14 protein-coding genes are annotated in these 17,215 nt (G+C 72.9%); 5 read left to right on the top strand and 9 right to left on the bottom strand.

Annotated elements, in window-relative coordinates:
- Positions 1-66 precede the first annotated feature (66 nt).
- The 5 genes from ACFT9I_RS38710 to ACFT9I_RS38690 all read right to left on the bottom strand — a co-directional run bounded on the left by ACFT9I_RS38710 (position 67) and on the right by ACFT9I_RS38690 (position 5,246).
- The gene (locus ACFT9I_RS38710; protein ID WP_382572310.1) at positions 67-939 is read right to left on the bottom strand and encodes an RNA polymerase sigma factor SigF; all 873 of its coding nucleotides are present in this window, start codon (positions 937-939) and stop codon (positions 67-69) included.
- Positions 940-1,201: 262 nt separating this feature from the next.
- A complete protein-coding gene (locus ACFT9I_RS38705) occupies positions 1,202-2,644 on the bottom strand; it encodes a GuaB1 family IMP dehydrogenase-related protein (RefSeq protein ID WP_382572309.1) in 1,443 nt (480 codons plus the stop codon).
- Positions 2,645-2,857: 213 nt separating this feature from the next.
- A complete protein-coding gene (locus tag ACFT9I_RS38700; protein ID WP_382572307.1) occupies positions 2,858-3,907 on the bottom strand; it encodes a sugar-binding transcriptional regulator in 1,050 nt (349 codons plus the stop codon).
- Positions 3,908-4,009: 102 nt separating this feature from the next.
- Positions 4,010-4,693 (bottom strand): ribulose-phosphate 3-epimerase, encoded by a 684-nt coding sequence (gene rpe, locus ACFT9I_RS38695; protein ID WP_382572305.1) that lies wholly within the window; start codon positions 4,691-4,693, stop codon positions 4,010-4,012.
- 121 nt (positions 4,694-4,814) lie between these two features.
- A complete protein-coding gene (locus tag ACFT9I_RS38690; RefSeq protein WP_382572303.1) occupies positions 4,815-5,246 on the bottom strand; it encodes a winged helix-turn-helix transcriptional regulator in 432 nt (143 codons plus the stop codon).
- Positions 5,247-5,334: 88 nt separating this feature from the next.
- On the opposite strand from ACFT9I_RS38690, the gene ACFT9I_RS38685 reads away from it, so the two are divergent.
- Positions 5,335-6,018: an NADPH-dependent F420 reductase gene (locus tag ACFT9I_RS38685; protein WP_382572301.1), complete on the top strand. Its 684-nt coding sequence runs from the start codon at positions 5,335-5,337 to the stop codon at positions 6,016-6,018.
- Positions 6,019-6,517: 499 nt separating this feature from the next.
- Here the strand turns inward: ACFT9I_RS38685 and ACFT9I_RS38680 are convergent, their stop codons facing one another.
- Positions 6,518-8,434 carry an amidohydrolase gene (locus tag ACFT9I_RS38680; RefSeq protein ID WP_382572299.1) on the bottom strand — a complete coding sequence of 639 codons (1,917 nt, stop codon included), beginning with the start codon at positions 8,432-8,434 and terminating at the stop codon, positions 6,518-6,520.
- Between the two features lie 199 nt (positions 8,435-8,633).
- On the opposite strand from ACFT9I_RS38680, the gene ACFT9I_RS38675 reads away from it, so the two are divergent.
- The 3 genes from ACFT9I_RS38675 (at position 8,634) to ACFT9I_RS38665 (ending at position 11,433) form a co-directional block, all read left to right on the top strand.
- On the top strand, positions 8,634-9,650 hold the full coding sequence (locus ACFT9I_RS38675) for a LacI family DNA-binding transcriptional regulator (protein ID WP_382572297.1): 1,017 nt from the start codon (positions 8,634-8,636) through the stop codon (positions 9,648-9,650).
- Complete coding sequence (locus ACFT9I_RS38670) at positions 9,647-10,168, top strand: hypothetical protein (RefSeq protein WP_382572295.1); 522 nt, start codon at positions 9,647-9,649, stop codon at positions 10,166-10,168. The genes ACFT9I_RS38675 and ACFT9I_RS38670 overlap by 4 nt, the downstream gene beginning before the upstream one ends.
- Before the next feature lie 227 nt (positions 10,169-10,395).
- The gene (locus ACFT9I_RS38665; protein WP_382572293.1) at positions 10,396-11,433 is read left to right on the top strand and encodes an ADP-ribosylglycohydrolase family protein; all 1,038 of its coding nucleotides are present in this window, start codon (positions 10,396-10,398) and stop codon (positions 11,431-11,433) included.
- A gap of 70 nt (positions 11,434-11,503) precedes the next feature.
- Here ACFT9I_RS38665 and ACFT9I_RS38660 read toward each other — a convergent pair whose 3' ends face one another.
- Both ACFT9I_RS38660 and fmt read right to left on the bottom strand, forming a co-directional pair.
- A complete protein-coding gene (locus tag ACFT9I_RS38660) occupies positions 11,504-12,940 on the bottom strand; it encodes an RsmB/NOP family class I SAM-dependent RNA methyltransferase (protein WP_382572291.1) in 1,437 nt (478 codons plus the stop codon).
- A gap of 63 nt (positions 12,941-13,003) precedes the next feature.
- Positions 13,004-13,960, bottom strand: a complete 957-nt coding sequence (fmt, locus tag ACFT9I_RS38655) for a methionyl-tRNA formyltransferase (protein WP_382572290.1) — start codon at positions 13,958-13,960, stop codon at positions 13,004-13,006.
- A 289-nt stretch (positions 13,961-14,249) separates the two neighbouring features.
- Here fmt and ACFT9I_RS38650 point away from each other — a divergent pair, with 289 nt between their 5' ends.
- Entirely contained in the window at positions 14,250-14,789 is a 540-nt protein-coding gene (locus ACFT9I_RS38650; protein ID WP_382572288.1) for a hypothetical protein, read from the top strand.
- 77 nt (positions 14,790-14,866) lie between these two features.
- Here the strand turns inward: ACFT9I_RS38650 and ACFT9I_RS38645 are convergent, their stop codons facing one another.
- Positions 14,867-17,014 carry a primosomal protein N' gene (locus ACFT9I_RS38645; protein ID WP_382572287.1) on the bottom strand — a complete coding sequence of 716 codons (2,148 nt, stop codon included), beginning with the start codon at positions 17,012-17,014 and terminating at the stop codon, positions 14,867-14,869.
- Between the last annotated feature and the right edge of the window lie 201 nt (positions 17,015-17,215).

The raw sequence follows: 17,215 nt of genomic DNA, 5'->3' as shown, positions 1-17,215 counted from the left end.
GTGGAGGGGAAGTCCCGGGACTCGGGACTTCCCCTCCACCACGCGTACGCGAGATCTCCTACCAGGTCATTCGACGGCGAGCAGGCCCTCCCGCAGCCGCCCGGTGATCCGGGACAGCAGTCGCGACACATGCATCTGGGAGACGCCCAGCTCCTGCCCGATCTCCGACTGCGTCATCTCCGCACCGAAGCGCATCTGGAGAATCCACTTCTCGCGGTCGTTCAGTTCGTCGATCAGCGGCTTGAGCGCCTGCACGTTCTCCGCCGCCTCCAACTGCGCGTCGAGCGCGCCGAGTCGGTCGGAGAGCGGGGACGAGGACTCGGCGGTGTCGTCCGTCGGCATGTCGATCGAGCCGGCGGTGTAGCCGTTGCTCGCGACGACGCCTTCGATGATCTCGTTCTCGTCGAGGTCGAGGAACGCGGCGAGTTCGGCCGTCGTCGGAGCGCGGTCCAGCCGCTGCGACAGTTCGTCCGTCGCCTTGGCCAGATCGATCCGCAGCTCCTGGAGCCGGCGCGGCACGTGCACGGCCCAGCTCGTGTCACGGAAGAAGCGCTTGATCTCACCGACGATGTACGGAACGGCGAACGTCGCGAACTCCACCTCGCGGCTGAGCTCGAAGCGGTCGATCGCCTTGATCAGGCCGATGGTGCCGACCTGGACGATGTCCTCCATCTGGTCCGAGCGGTTCCGGAAGCGCGTCGCCGCGTACCGCACCAGGGCCAGGTTGAGCTCGATCAGGGTGTTGCGGACGTACTGGTGCTCGTGCGTGCCTTCTTCCAGCTCCGCCAGCCGGACGAAGAAGATCCGCGAAATCTCCCGTGCGTCCTTGGGTGCCACATCCCCGGGGCTCTCCACGTACGGGAGTCCCAGTTCCGCCATGTCGGCCTGGTGGGTTCCGTACCGCGTGCTGTCGGTCGGGACTGTGCTCGCCGTGGACACTGTGTCCTCCCCTGCTCTGTTGGACAGTGCACAGCGCGTGTACCCAGACCGAACCCAGTCATGTCACCCGGATCCCGACCGGGATATGCCACGTCCCGGTCGCCGCGGCTGCGACAACCGGGACGGAGTCCCGCGTACGACGGAGAAATGCCTGGTCGGAGAGGTACGAGCCAACCGGCGACGCCAGCCGTGGAGGCGCCTGGGAGCGGCCGGAAAATCTTGCCGACCGGCCTGATCCGAACGACAGGACAGGGCCTGGCGGCTAACTCCAGCTCGCGTGGAGGGGCTTGCCCTCCGCGTAACCCGCCGCGCTCTGGACGCCGACGATCGACTTCTCCGCGAACTCCTCCAGCGAGTTCGCCCCGGCGTAGGTGCACGCGGACCGGACCCCGGCGATGATCGAGTCGATCAGATCCTCGACGCCCGGCCTCGACGGGTCCAGGAACATCCGCGAGGTGGAGATGCCCTCCTCGAAGAGCGCCTTGCGGGCGCGGTCGTACGCCGACTCCTCGCTCGTACGGTTCCGCACGGCGCGTGCCGACGCCATGCCGAAGGACTCCTTGTAGAGCCGTCCGTCGGCGGCCTGCTGGAGGTCGCCGGGCGATTCGTACGTACCGGCGAACCAGGAACCGATCATGACGTTCGACGCGCCGGCGGCCAGGGCCATCGCGACATCGCGCGGGTGGCGGACACCGCCGTCGGCCCAGACGTGCTTGCCGTACTTCTTCGCCTCGGCGGCGCACTCCAGCACGGCGGAGAACTGCGGCCGCCCCACGCCGGTCATCATGCGGGTGGTGCACATGGCGCCGGGGCCCACACCGACCTTGATGATGTCCGCGCCGGCCTCGATGAGATCGCGTACGCCCTCGGCCGCCACGATGTTGCCCGCGACGATCGGCACCTTCGGGCCGAGCGCCCGGACGGCCTTGATCGCCGTGAGCATCGACTCCTGGTGGCCGTGCGCGGTGTCGACGACGAGCGTGTCGACGCCCGCGTCGAGGAGCTGCTCGGCCTTACCTGCGACGTTGCCGTTGATGCCGACGGCGGCGGCGATACGGAGCCGGCCGTCCGCGTCGGTGGCCGGGGTGTAGAGCGTCGCGCGCAGCGCGGCCTTACGGGTGAGGATGCCGACCAGCTTGCCCTCGGCGTCGACGGCCGGTGCCAGTTTGCGGTTGGCGCCGTCGAGCCTGTCGAACGCCTCGCTCGGGTCGATGTCGGCGTCGATGAGCAGCAGGTCCTTCGTCATGACCTCGGACAGCTGGGTGAAACGGTCGACCCCGGTCAGATCGTGGTCGGTGACGACCCCGACGGGACGCAGGTCCTCGTCGACCACGACTCCGGCCCCGTGCGCCCGCTTGGGCAGCAGGGAGAGGGCGTCGCCGACGGTCTGCGTCGGGGCCAGGATGATCGGGGTGTCGAGCACGAGATGGCGCGTCTTGACCCAGGAGACGACCTCGGTGACGACCTCGATCGGGATGTCCTGGGGGATGACGACGAGGCCACCGCGCCGGGCGACGGTCTCGGCCATCCGCCGGCCCGCGATCGCCGTCATGTTGGCGACGACGAGGGGGATGGTGGTGCCGGTGCCGTCGGGTGCGGCGAGGTCGACGCCCTGCCGGGAACCGACGGCCGAGCGGCTCGGCACCATGAACACATCGTCGTACGTCAGGTCGTACGGCGGCTTCAGATCGTTGAGGAAACGCATACCGACTCTCTCACCTGCGGTTCTACGGAAAGGGCGGGTGGGGAGTCAGCTCCGACCGGCGACGGTCCCGGCTGCGGCTCCTACGTCATCATCGCCGATGGCACGCGTTTCTGGCGAACCGGCGGAGTGCTTTCCGTACCATCGGCCGACGGACGCCGGGAGCCTTCGTAGCTTCGGCCGAGAACACCCGGGCAGGGTGTCCCGGCCGCGTACTCATTCGCCGTCGGGGTCCGTGCGCTCCAGGGCCGGGCGCGGGCCGGGCTCGAAGTCGTGCAGCAGGAAGTCGGCGGCCGCGGTGTCGGTGACCAGGCTCGTGACGAGTCCGGATCTCAGTACGGCTCCGATGGCCGCGCCCTTGCGCTGACCGCCCGCGATGGCGACGACCTCGGGGATACGGCGCAGCCGGTCGGCCTCGACGGTGATGCAGCGCTCGCCCAGGTCACGTCCGACCCGCCGGCCCTCCGCGTCGAAGAGGTGCGCTGACATCTCGGCCTCGACCCCGAGGGACGCGTAGTGCGAGCGCTCCTCGTCGGTGAGCATGTCGTGGACCGTGGAGATGCCCGCCTCCCAGGAACCGATGGAGACGGCGGCGACGGTGACCTTGTCGAAGTACTCGAAGGCGCGGGCGATACCGGGCTGGGCGCGGAGCGCGGCGGCCGTCGCCGGGTCGGGCAGCAGCATCGGGGCGTAGATCGGGTGGGCCTCGCCGCCGGAGACCTGGGCGGCACGCCGTACGGCCTCGACGGAGCCGCGCTCGGCGGTGCCCGCGTCGTACACGCCGGTCAGCTGGACGACGGTGCAGGGCGGCAGGCGGTCGAGGGCGGCGGCCATATGGATGGTGGAGCGGCCCCAGGCCAGACCGAGGACGTCGCCCTCGACGACCAGCTCGCCCAGGAGGTCGGCGGCGACCTCGCCGAGATTCTCGGGGTCGGGCGACTCGTCGGCCGCCTCGGCGGGCGACTCCACGACGACGGCGTGCCGCAGGCCGTAGCGGGCGCGCAGGGCGTCGGAACGCTCGGCGTCCAGCTCGGAGGGGACGCGGATCTCGATCCGCACGAGGTCGCGTTCGAGCGCGGTCTCCAGGACCCGGGCCACCTTGAAGCGGCTCACGCCGAACTCCTCGGCGATCTGGATCTTGGACTTGCCCTCCAGATAGAAGCGGCGGGCCATGGCCGCGGCCTGCACCAATTCCGCGGGTCCCATGCGCAGGGCCGGGCGACCCGCCGACATACCAGACACCGCGATCTCCTCACTGCTGTTCACACTCTGGACGCGCTCTCATCCTGTCAGATTCGGCGGTCCTTGATCAGCCCGGTTGGGCGGCGTTCATGAAGCCGTGGCCCGGTGGCCGCGTGGCGTTGTGCCTCAGTGGGCGCAGGCCCAGCCGGCCGAGGCGGTCGCCTCGTCGGCCTGGTGGCGCAGCATCCGTACGGCGGCGGCCGGGTCGTCCGTCCCGTACACCGCCGATCCCGCGACGAAGACGTCGGCGCCCGCCTCGGCGCACCGTTCGATGGTCTCGGCGGAGACACCGCCGTCGACCTGGAGCCACAGCTCAAGGCCGTGCTTGGAGATCAGCTCCCTGGTACGCCGGATCTTGGGCAGCATGATGTCCAGGAACGCCTGGCCGCCGAAGCCCGGCTCCACGGTCATGATCAGCAGCATGTCCAGCTCGGGGAGCAGGTCCTCGTACGGCTCGACGGGTGTCGCGGGCTTCAGCGCCATCGAGGCGCGCGCGCCCTTGGCGCGGATCTCGCGCGCCAGCCGTACGGGGGCCGCCGCCGCCTCCGCGTGGAAGGTGACCGAGCCGGCTCCCGCCTCGACGAACTGCGGTGCCCAGCGGTCGGGCGCCTCGATCATCAGATGGCAGTCCAGCGGGGTCTCCGTCGCGCGGGCGAGCGCTTCGACCACCGGCACACCGAGGGTCAGATTGGGCACGAAGTGGTTGTCCATGACATCGACGTGCAGCCAGTCGGCGCCTTCGGCGGCTTTCGCCTCCTCGGCCAGACGGGCGAAATCGGCGGACAGGATGCTGGGGTTGATCTGAGCCATGTGCCAAGCCTGCCATGCTCCGGCCGACTTCCCCGCCGCGATGCGCGTCATCGGGCCGGGGGGACGGGAACAGTCCGCGCAATCCTCGTAATCCTCGCGATTTCGCCGGGTCTGACGGCTCTCAGTCCTGGGCGCCTTCTGCTGCTCGCCGATCCGCGTGCTGATCTGCTTCCTGACCCGCCTGCTGGCCGGTTTCCTGACCTGCCTCCTGACCTGCTTCCTGAGCGGCCATGACCTCGTCGCCGTGTTCGAAGGCCCACGCGCCGAAGACATCGATGGGTGTCAGCAAGGTCCGTCCCAGTTCGGTGAGTCGGTACTCGACCCGTGGTGGTGCGCCCGGATGCGCGTGCCGTTCCACCAGCCCGTTGAACTGCAGGCGCCGCAGCGTCTCGGTGAGGACCTTGGAGCTGATGCCCCCGATCCGCTCGCGCAGTTCGACGGGGCGCCGGGGACCGTCACGCAGTGCCCAGAGCACCACGGCGTTCCATGTGTTCGAGAGCAGGTCGAAGGCGAGGCGGGCTCGGCAGTCGGCGAGAAGGATGTCTGCGGTCACCTACCAAATGGTGCCTGACGGGCCGCCTAGCGTCGTTCAGGACGGTCGAAACGGCCGTCGTCGGAGCGAGGCGTGGAAGGAACATGGGATGAGAATCGGCGTGCTGGGGACGGGCAACATGGCGGACGCGCTGGCCACCCACTGGGCGCGGGCGGGCCACGAAGTGGTCATCGGCGGACGGGACTTGGCCAAGGCGGAGCGGCTCGCGAGCCGTATCGGGGACGGTGCGAAGCCCGCCGGCCTGCGTGCGGCGGCCGAGTTCGGTCAGGTGGTACTGGCCGCGCTGCCGTTCGCCGTGGTGACGGACGCGGTACGTCAGCTGCGGACGGATCTGGCGGGCAAGGTGCTGCTCGACTGCACCAACCCGCTCAGCGAGGACTTCCAGCTGCTGACGGAAGGGGGCCTCTCGGGCGCCCAGCAGATCGCCGCGGCGGCACCGGGAGCCCACGTGGTCAAGGCGTTCAACATCTGCCACGAGGACGTGTGGCGCATGCGGCCACCCGTGTTCGACGGGCGGCCGCTGGCCGTTCCGATCTGCGGGGACGACGAGGAAGCCCTGGCGCGCGTACGGGAGTTGGTACGCGACGCGGGCTGCGAGCCCCTGAACGGCGGCGGTCTCGACCGGGCGGGCCTCGTGGAGGCCACCGCCGGACTGTTCATCGCGCTGTGGGTCAGGGAACGAGCGGATGCCCAGGCGATCGCGCCTCCGCTGGCGTACGCGGCCGGCCCGAGTCGCGAACAGTCGGCGGACGGCGAGGCGGCGCACGGCTAGGGGGTGTCTTGTCGATCAGGCCGGATCAGGGGGCGCCCGCCGCGCAGCGGCTGATGTCACGTTGGTGCGTGCGATCGCAAGGCGGAGGAGGGAGGCATGGCGGAGCCATGCCGACCACGACAACGGAGGGGGCACCTCCCGTGCCCCCTCAGGGGCTACGGGGGAGAGCGTGCCCGCCAGGGACCGCGAGCCCGGCAAGATCGGCAAAACACCCCCTAGGTCCTGTCCCGCGGATCTTCGGGGATCAGCCCGGGGCGTCCGGTGCGGTGCACCATAAGGCGCCGAGGTGCCCTCAGGGTGGTTTCCTGTGGGCATTTCGGCAACGCGGCGAGGTGCCGCCCGCCGCGGAGCGGCTGATGTCACTGCGGCGTCCCGGGCCCCCCGAAGCTCCACCGGACAGGACTTGGCGCTGAGGGGTCACCTCAGCCGTGCCGCCCCGCCCGGCCGAAGCCCCCGGACCGGTGGCGCCCCGGACCGGCAGGGGCTGGGCCGGCGCGGGTCAGACCGCCCGGTCCGGGCTCCCCTTGGCGCAGCCGCAGGCCGCGTGCCGGTTGCCGTGGACCTGTGCCATCGAGGCGGGGCGCGCGGTGCTCCGGAGGGGCCCCGCGGCCTTTCCGGCCGCCGAACCCGCCTCGTACACCGGTTTGCCGCCGACCAGCGTCAGCCGTACCTCCGTCTCGCTCAGCTCCTTCACGGGCACCCGCTCGACATCGCGGTCCAGGACCACCAGGTCCGCGGCCCTGCCCGGGGTCAGTGAGCCGGTGAGGTGATCCATCCGGAGCTGGAAGGCCGACCCCGACGTGTGCATGCGCAGGGCCGAGGCCCGGCTGAGGCCCTCCAGTTCCGGGTAGAGCGCGCCTTGCGTGGCGACGTTCCCCGTCCGGTCCACGGCCGTACGCACCTGGTTCCAGCTGTCCAGCGCGTCGACCGGCCAGTCGGAGCCACCGGCCAGGGCCGCTCCGGCCCGCTCCAGACTGCGCGCGGGGTACTGGAGGCGGTGCCGCTGCGCACCGATGTACGGCAGCAGCGACTCCATCGTCCAGACGTCCCTCATCGCCCACTGCAACTGCATGCAGGCGACGACGTCGAGCTGGGCGAAGCGCCGGAGATCGGCGGGGTGGACGAGCTGGAGATGGGCGACGGTGTGCCGGTTGCCGCGCCGTCCGTTGGCCCGGATCGCCGCCTGGTAGCCGTCCAGCGCCGTGCGTACGGCGCGGTCGCCGATCGCGTGCGCGTGCAGTTGCCAGCCCGAGCGGTCGAGCGCGGTCGCGAGCCGCCCGTAGTCGGCCGCCGTGACGTACAGGTCACCCCGGTTGTCGGTCGGCCGGCCGTTCGCGTCGAGATACGGGCTGAGCAGGGCGGCCGTCTGCGCCGGGTACTCGATCACGCCGTCCAGGAACACCTTGACCGTGCCGAAGCGCAGCCCCGGTATCCCGTCGTACCGCGCGCGCAGTCCGCGCAGATACGCGAGTGAGGCCGCCGGGTCCTTGGCCTGTTCGCCGCTCAGCAGCAGGGCGGGGACGATCCGCTGGAGCAGGCGCCCGTCGCGGGCGAGACTCGCGTACGTGCCCAGTCCCTCGGCATCGACGGACGCGTCCATGAACGTGGTGATGCCGTTGGCGGCGGCCTGGCCGAGCGCCTTGGCGACGGCGTCGAGCAGCACGGCCTCGGTGGGGCCGGGGATCAGCTTCTCGATCAGGTCCTGCGCGGTGTCCTTGAACAGACCGGTCGGGGTGCCGTCGGCGCCGTGGACGATCTCGCCGCCCGCCGGATCGGGTGTGGACCTGGTGATCTTCGCGATGTCCAGGGCCCGCTGGTTGGCCCAGAGGTTGTGACCGTCGCTGCCGAACAGGGCGATCGGGCGGCGGGTGGGCAGCGCGTCGAGGACGCGGTGGTGCGTCTCGGTGCCCGAGGGCAGCCCCACGGGGTTCCAGTCCTCCACCACGAGCCAGCCGTCCGGCTCCTGGGCCGCGCTGTCGGCGAGGAAGCCGCGCAAGGCCTCCTGGAACTCGGCGACCGTGTAGGTGGCGTTGCCGAGGCTGGGGCTGAGGGACCTGGCCCCGGCGCCCCTCGGATGGGCGTGCGCGTCGATGAAGCCGCTCATCACCGTCCCGCCGCGCGCGTCCACGACGTCGGTGTCCCGCCCGGCGAGACGGCGTATCAGCGAGGAGGGTCCGGTCGCGATCACCTTGCCGTCCCGGCCGACCGCGACGGCCGTGGGCCGAGGGGCGAACCGGGAGGAGTGCTTCGCGCCGGTCAGCACCGCGGCGTTGTGCACGATCAGCGCGGGCGACCTGCGCGCGGACGCCCGCGAGGCGGGGGTGGCGGCGGTGGCGACAGCCGGTGCGGCGATGGTGACGGCGGCGCCCGCGGCACCGGCGGCGAGCAGACGGCGCCGGGAGAGGTCGGGACTCATGGCAGCTCCAGGTGGGACGAGGGTGTGCGAGGGGCGGGCCTTACGGATACGGCACGGGTACGGCTGCGGGTACGGCACGGGTACGGCTGCGGGTTGGGGAGCACGTTCCGTGATTAATTCCGTAATCACCAGCGGGTCGCGACTGCCGATATCGTCCGAGTACTCCCCTGTCGGCGACGGATTCCGTAGGCTGCCACCCGTGTCCCCCGTGACAATCGCAGATGTCGCCCGCGCCGCCGAGGTGTCCACCGCCACGGTGTCCAACGCGCTGAACGGCACCGGGCGGCTCGCCGACTCCACCCGCGCCCGGGTGCGTAGCGTCGCGGCGGCCCTGGGCTACGGCGGCGCGGGAGGGCCCGCGCCCAGGATTCTCGGGCTCGCGGTCACCACCTACGGCACGCACCGGTGGAACTTCGCCGGTGTCCCCTACTTCGCCCAGGCCATCAACGCCGCCACCGTCGCGGCCCACGCACGCGGTTACGCGCTGACCGCGCTGCCCGCCGCCCCCGAGGAGGCGAGCTGGCGGACGGTCGCCCTGGCCGGGGTGCTGCTCCTGGACAGCCCCGCCGGGGACCCGGTCGTACGGATCCTCCGGGAGCGCGGACTCCCGCTCGCCTTCGACGGCCGTCCCGCCGAACCACGCCCGGGAGAGGCCTGGGTGGACAACGACCACCACGCCACCACCCGTACGGTCCTCGACCACCTCGCCGCCCAGGGCGCGCGCCGGATCGCGCTCATGGCGGGCCCCGGCGGGGAGCATTACACCCTGAGCTGCCTGGCGGCCTACCGGGAATGGTGCGCCGAACACCGGACCGAGCCGTGCGTCGTCCCGCTGACACCCGGGGACGACGAGGGCAGAGCCCTGGACCCGCTGCTGTCCGGCGAGCGGCGTCCCGACGCGCTCTACGGCATCTACAACCCCTGCGGCCGGCGCGCGCTCGCCGCCGCGGCGCGCCGCAGCCTCTCCGTACCGGCCGATCTGCTGCTCGTCTGCGCCAGCGAGGACCCGGCGTACGCGACGACGACCCCGCCGGTGTCGACGGTGTCGCTCGTCCCGGACGCCGCGATGGCGGCGGCCGTCACCGCGCTGGTGGGGCTGATCGAAGGGCCGGGGCACACCCCACCGCCCGTGATCGTCCCGGCACGGCTGCTGGTGCGCGCCTCGTCGGTACGCACGGCGAGCAGGGCCGACACCGCGTCGAGGACGGGCCGTTGACTCCGTACTCCCTGGCGTTCTACCTGGACGTCGTCACCACCGGCACCGTGCTCGGCGCGCGCCCCACGGACTCGCCCGACCGCGTCAGCACCGTGCTGGGGTCGAGCTTCGCCGAGAACGCGTTCGGCGCCGGCGCGATGTGGCGTGACTACGGTCTCGCCGAGTTCTTCTGGGACCGCGCTTCCGCCGACCACCCGTGGTCGGGCCACCACTTCACCTTGCAGGTGCACAGGCTCGCGTACCGGGACCGCACCCTCGTCAACGACGAACTCCGCGCCCGGTACGGGCGGTTCACCCCCAGGCTCCGGTTCGCCAAGCTGCGACGCCTGCTGGAACGGCGCGGCGTCCCCCTGCTGGAGATCCCTGAAATCCCGGTGAACGCCCCGTACTTCCGCACCTTCTGGCAGCCCGACTCCCGGGTGGCCGTCTCCGTCATAGGTACCTACGGCGAGTACAGCACGCCGGACAATCTGCGGGTCGGCGACGTCTACAGCATCCAGGCTCCACTGAATCGGTGATGCCGACGGTTCGGGGGCCGCGGCAGCGGGCCACGAGGCCGACGTTATGGTGATCGCCGACGTTACGGTGATCAGGGAGCGTGACGGGCACCTCTCATGCTCCGAACTCACCCTCCTCCCAAGGAGACCTGTCCCCGAGAAGACAGCAGGATGAGAGGCCCGGCGCCTTGCCCCACGAAAAAGAGCACCAGAGGGAGCACCTGAAGAGGGCATCCCGGGTGCGCGGGATGATGCTCGGTCTGGCGCTCGGGGACACGCTGGGGGTGGCCCGGGGCGGGCTGCCGGCGGGTGGTCCGCTGCGGGCCGGTGTCAGCACCCAACTGGCCTGCTTCACGGCCGAGGGCGTCATCCGCGCGCAGGTGCGCGGAAACCACAAGGGAATCTGTTACGCGCCGGGGGTCGTCCTGCACGCCTACTCCCGGTGGGCGTTCCTGCAAGGCATCGCGGTGGAGAAGCTGCGGGCCCGCTGGGCTCCGTCCGGCGACGACGCGGCGTGGCCGGACGGCTGGCTCGCGGGTGTGCCCGCGCTGGCCGAACGGCGCGGCAGCGCGCCGGCGACGGTGGCGGCCCTGTCCCGGATCGGCGAGGGGCCGGAGCGGATGGCCACCGCCAGCCGGGGCTCCCACGCGCTGACCCGGGCCCTGCCGATCGCGGTCACCGGGATCGGAGGCATCGCCCAGGTCGCCGACGTCGCCGCTCTCACGCACGGCGATCCGGCAGCGCGATCCGCGACCACGCACGCGGCCGTGCTGGTCCACCACTGCCTGACGTACACCGCTCCGGAACCCGGCGGATCCGCCCGCGAAGCACTGCAGGCCGGACTCACCGCCCTCCCGTCGGACGGGCGGCCCATCACCGACGAAGAGCACAGCCGCCTCGCGGCGGCGTTCCGGCACGGTGTCGACGAGCCGCCGACCACGGACCGCCTCGCCCGGCTCGCGCCGGACGCCACGGCGCCCTCCGCGCTGCTCGGCGGCCTCTACGCGGCGGCCTGCTTCCCCGGCCCCGCGGATTTCCGTGCCGCGACGGAGTTCGCGGCGCACGCACCGGACGGTGCCTCCGTCGCCTGCGTGGCCGGCGCGCTGCTCGGCGCCGTACACGGAATCCAGGCACTGCCCGTCGACCTGGTCAGCCGTCACGAACTGGCGTGGGTCCTCGACACCCTGGCCCGCGACCTGGTGCTGGAACTGGACGACTCACCCGGCGGCAGCGAGTACATCCCGGAGTGGGACCCGCACTGGCTGGGCCGCTACCCCGGCTGGTGACATTCCGGCTGGTGATATCCCGGTAGCTGCCATCCCGGTCGGTGACATTCGCCGTCCGAGGGGCCCCGCCTCAGGCCGTACGCCGCAGCAGCGCCAGATACATCGCGTCCGTGCCGTGCACGTGCGGCCACAGCTGAACGTCCGGTCCGTCCCCCAGCGCCGGGACACCGGGCATCAGCGGCCGGGCGTCGACCCACTCGGCCTCGACGGCGGGACCGCCCTTGCCCTTCAGGACGTCCTCCACGACGGTGCGTGTCTCGGCGAGGTGCGGGGAGCACGTGGCGTAGCCGACGACCCCGCCCACGCGGACGGCCTTCAGCGCCTCGCGCAGCAGTCCCCGCTGGAGCGGCGCGAAGCCCTCCAGGTCCTCGGGGCGCCGCCGCCAGCGGGCCTCCGGGCGGCGGCGCAGGGCGCCGAGGCCGGTGCACGGGACGTCGACCAGGACGCGGTCGAAGACGCCGGGGCGCCACGGCGGGCGGGTGCCGTCGGCGGTGATCACCTGGTACGGGCCGGGGTTGCCCGTGAGCGCGCGCTCCACGAGGCGGGCACGGTGCGGCTGCTTCTCGGAGGCGAGCAGCCACGCGCCGCGCTCGGCGGCCAGTGCGGCGAGCAGCGCGGCCTTGCCGCCGGGGCCCGCGCAGCCGTCGAGCCACCGTGCGTCGGTCCCGTCCAGCGGCGCGTTGGCGAGCGCCACGGCGACGAGCTGGCTGCCCTCGTCCTGGACTCCGGCCCGGCCCTCGCGTACGGCGTCGATGGCGCCTGGTTCGCCGCCTTCGGTGAGCCGGACCGCGTACGGGGACCAGCGTCCAGCCAGCCCGGAGTCCTCGTCCAGCGAGTCGAGCAGTTCGTCGGCGGAGATCCGTCCGGGGCGCGCGACGAGCGTCACCTCGGGGCGTTCGTTGTCCGCTTCGAGCAGGTCCTCGATGCCGGCCCTGCCGCCGCCGAGCGCGTCCCAGAGCGCGGAGACGACCCAGCGGGGGTGCGAGTGGACGACGGCGAGGTGGTCCTCGGCGTCCTCGTCGTACGGCGGCGCGACGCGCTCCAGCCAGGTGTCGAGGTCTTCCTTGGAGATCTTCCGCAGGACGGCGTTGACGAACTTGGCGCGCCCGTCGCCGAGCACGACGCGCGCCAGTTCCACGCTGGCCGACACGGCGGCGTGGGTGGGGATGCGGGTGCCGAGCAACTGGTGCGCGCCGAGGGCGAGTACGTCGAGCACGGGCGGATCGACCTGCTTCAGCGGCCGGTCGATACAGGCGGAGATGATCGCGTCGTACGTGCCCTGCCGGCGGAGCGTGCCGTAGACCAGCTCGGTCGCGAGCGCCGCGTCGCGGGTGTCGAAGTCGCCCGCCTCCCTGGCCTTCTTCAGGAGGGGAGGGAGGACGAGGTTGGCGTAGGCGGCGCGCTCGTCGACGGCCCGCAGTGCCTCGAAGGCGAGGATCCGCACGGGATCCTTCTTGGGACGGCGATAGGTCGACTTGGAGGGACGGCGACGGGCCTGCTCGTTCAAAGGTGCTCCGCAAAGGTTCTACGCGTGAGGGTCGTGGATGCTGCTTCTGGACGGTCGAACACTTCAGCGTACGTCGGCGGCCCCGTCGGCCGCGCCGAGCCGCTCACCGGGGGCGATCCGCACGCCGCGCGCCCAGTCGGCGGCCTTCATCGGCTTCTTGCCCTGCGGCTGGACCCAGAGCAGTTCGACGGCGTACGAGCCGGTGCCGACGTGCACGGAGTTCTTGCCGACGGCGGCCTCCCCGGGGGCCAGGTCGGTGCGGTCGGTCGCCGGCGCGAGCTGGATCAGCTTGAGGCGTTCGCCGCGGAAGAGGGTCCAGGCGCCGGGCGCGGGGGTGCAGCCGCGTACGACACGGTCGACGCGGAGCGCGGGCGCCGTCCAGTCGACCCGCGCGTCCTCGACGGTGAGCTTGGGGGCGAGCGTGATGCCGTCGGCGGGCTGCGGTACGGCCTTGAGCGTGCCGTCCTCGATGCCGTCCATGGTGGCGGCGAGCAGCCCGGCGCCGGCGAAGGCGAGCCGGGTCAGCAGGTCGCCGCTGGTGTCGGTGGGCCGTACGTCCTCGGTGATCACGCCGTACACCGGTCCGGAGTCCAGCCCTTCCTCGATGAGGAAGGTGGCGGCGCCGGTCGTCTCGTCCCCGGCCATGACCGCGTGCTGCACGGGGGCCGCGCCGCGCCACGCGGGCAGCAGCGAGAAGTGCAGATTCACCCAGCCGTGGGCCGGGACGTCGAGCGCGACGCGGGGCAGGAGCGCGCCGTAGGCGACGACGGGGCAGCAGTCCGGCGCGATCTCCCGCAGCCGGGTCAGGAACGCCTCGTCGCGCGGCCTGGCGGGCCGGAGGATCTCGATGCCCGCCTCTTCGGCGCGCTGCGCCACGGGGCTGGCGACGAGCCTGCGTCCCCGGCCGGAGGGGGCGTCGGGGCGGGTGACGACGGCGGCGACCTCGTGCCGGTCGGAGGCGATCAGTGCGTCCAGGGCGGGTACGGCGACCTCGGGGGTGCCTGCGAAGACGAGCTTCACTGCGGGACTTCCTCGCTCTCTCGTGCGGCTCAGAGCCTGTCGGGGCCGGGTGGGCGGTGGGTACCGGCGCGGTCGCGGACGGACAGCGCACCAGTCTATGGGCCCGGCCCGGGTCCGGCGGACCTGGCGGGCGGGGGGCGTACGGGAGCCCGCGCGCCCCGCGCATATGCGCATACGCCCCCGCAGCGTGACCACAACGGCGGGTGGCGCGTTGTCAAGGGAGATTGACCACAAACGGGCCGCCCGGTGCGGCCCGATCCGTTTCAACGCCGGTTCGAGAGGCTTGTTCATGGCCGACCACGCAACCCACGACGCACAAGCCCGGGCAAATCTGCACCTGTTGGTGCGGGACATCGAGCGCGTCCGCCGGCAGGTGGACGCACTGCGCACTCTCACAGCCCAGTTGGGCAACGTCTACCGCCCGCGCCGTTCAGGCCCCTCGACGGGCTTCGTCGTCTACGGCCGGGCGCCAGCCCCGACCGTCCGTCTCGCGCAGGAGCTGCGGGACAGTGTCGAGAGCCTGGTGACGGCGGCCGTGGACTTCGATCGCTCGCTGGGCTTCTCGTGGGACGCGGTCGGCTCGGCGCTCGGTGTCACCAAGCAGGCGGTGCACCGCCGTTACGGTACGCGGCGGGCGGCCCAGCAGGCGGCCGCCGCCGAGGAGGACCGCCCGCAGGACACCACGCAGCCCCGTCCCCCGCTCCCGGCGCAGGGCGTCGTCCCAGCCGTGCCGGCGGCCCGGTCGATGCCACCGCAGCCGACGGTGGCGGCGCAGCCGCTCCGCGAGGAGGCGCGCCCGGGGGCGTTCCCGGGCCCACGCAACGGCTGACCGCCCCCGACGAGCCGGACCCGCCGTGTCGGCGGCGGTTCCGGCGCCCCGTGCCCGGGAGCGGATCACGCGGCCCGTCAGCCGATGTCGGGCGGATCGATCCGGATCCGTACCGGGTCGCCGCCGCCCCGTGCCAGCCGGTTGGCCTGCGCCGCCTTCAGGGCCGCCGCCAGCGCCGCGCCGCTTCCCGGCGGCACCCGCAGCAGCGCGCGCTCCCACACCTCGCCCGGCGGCGGGTCGCCGGTCCTGCGGGGCCGGGCCGGGTCGGTGACCGGCAGCGGTACGGGTCCCAGGACCTCGGCGTCGGGCGGCAGTTCGGCGGCGGTCAGGAACGCGGCCACCGCGTCGGGCCGGCCGGTCACCGCCGCCATCCGGGACACCGGCGGAAAGCCCAGCTCCGCCCGCTCGGCCAGCTCGCGCTGGGCGTGGCCCACGGGGTCCCACCGTACGAGCGCCTGTACGGGCCGGAGCGTCGGCTCGGCCACGACCACGACCGTGCCGCCGTCGGCCTGCCCCCGGACCAGCGAGGCGGCGTGCAGCCAGCGCCGTAGCGCCTCCTCCCCCGCCCTCAGGTCCGGCCGGCCGAGCATCGCCCAGCCGTCGAGGAGCAGCGCCGCCGCGTAGCCGCCTTCGGCGACGGGCTCGGCGCCGGGTGTGCTCACCACCAGTGCGGGGCGGCCGGGCACCGTGTCGAGGATGTGGTCGCGGCCCGACGTACGCACCGGGACCGCGGGGAAGGCCCGGCCCAGCTCCTCCGCCGTACGCCGCGCCCCTACGACGCTGGCGCGCAGCCGCGTACCGCCGCACTCCGTACAGCGCCAGGCGGGCTCACCGCGCCCGCACCACGCGCAGTGCAACTCCCGCTGCTCGGGCGCCTCCAGGGGTCCCGCGCAGTGCCGACAGCGGGCGGGCGTACGGCAGCGCTCGCAACCGAGCCGGGGCACATAGCCGCGCCGGGGCACCTGCACGAGGACCGGGCCGGTCTTGAGTCCGTCCCTGACGGCCTGCCAGGCGAGGCTCGGCAGCCGGGCCGCGCGCGCGGCCTCGTCACGCGCCAGTTCGCCGTCCCCGACGGTCCGCACCAGGGGCGCGGCCGTACGGAACCGCTCCCGGTCGGCCGTCATGGGCAACGCCCAGCCCGTCTCGACCAGTTGGGCCGCTTCCACGGTGCAGCCCGTACTGCCCAGCAGGAAGGCGCACTTGTCGTGCGCGGCGCGCAGCAGCAGGACCTCGCGGGCGTGCGGCAGCGGCGCGTGCTGTTCGCTGTGGCTGGAGTCGCCGTCGTCCCAGATGGCGACGAGCCCGAGGTCCCGTACGGGAGCGAACATGGCCGCACGGGTCCCCACGACGGCCCGCACCGCGCCGCGCCGGACGGCGAGCCACTGGCCGTACCGCTTCTGCGGCCCCGTCTCGGCGGTGAGCAGCGCGTGGTGTCCCTCGCCGAGCAGGGCCGTGAGCGCGGTGTCGACGCGCGCCGCCACCCGGCCGTCGGGCACGACAACGAGCGCCCCCCGGTCGGAGGCGAGCGTCGCCGCGACGGCCCGCGCCAGTTCGTCGGCCCAGTGCGGTCCGGGCAGCGCGGTCCACACGGCCCGTGGGGCGCCGCCGTCGGCGAGCGCGTCCAGGAAGGCCGGGCCCTTCGCGTACCGCTCCCAGGTGCCGGTCTCCGGCCTGTCCGGCGCGGGCAGCGGTTCGGGCGACGGCTTGGCCTCCGCGCGCGCGTTCCTCGGTGGCACCGCCAGTTGCAGTACGTCGGCGAGGCTGCCCGCGTAACGGTCGGCGACGGCCCGCGCGAGCCCCAGCAGCTCGGCGCCGAGCACCGGCTCGGGCGACACCACACCGGCCAGCGCGGCGAGCGGCCCCGCGTAGTCGGACTCGGCCCGCCGCTCGACGACGAACCCGTCGATCAGCCGCCCGCCCTCCCGCCGCCCACCCCGCACCTGATGCGCCCCGGCCCCGAACCGCACCCGCACCCGCACTCCCGGCTGCGCGGCCTCGTCCAGCTCCTCGGGCACGGCGTAGTCGAAGAACTGGTCGAGATGCAGCACCCCTTTGTTCACGACGACCCGCGCGACGGGCAACTCCGCCGCCAACGGCGCCCCCCGCCACGTCCGCGGCTTGGCCCGCGGCACCTTGGCGGCCCGCACGGTCTCCCGAATGAACGCGAGCTGCTCCGGCCCACCGCCCCCGGCGGACTCCTCGGCCTGCTCGTCGTCGCTGCTCACAGCCAAATTCTTACCAGACGGCACCGACACCGCGGCCCGCCGCCGGATCCTGCCCTGGACACGTCGACGGGGCGGGGCCCGGACACCAGTGGTGTGCCGGGCCCCCCCCGCGCTGTGGGTCGTACCCCGTAAACACCCGCCCCCCCCCCCCCCCCGTCCACCCCGTCCCTGCGCGCCCACGGGAAGTCCCGCACCACGCCG

This window comes from Streptomyces sp. NPDC057137 (genome assembly GCF_042670825.1).
In the GTDB taxonomy this organism is placed as follows: domain Bacteria; phylum Actinomycetota; class Actinomycetes; order Streptomycetales; family Streptomycetaceae; genus Streptomyces.
This window is presented reverse-complemented; position numbering and strand designations above follow the sequence as displayed.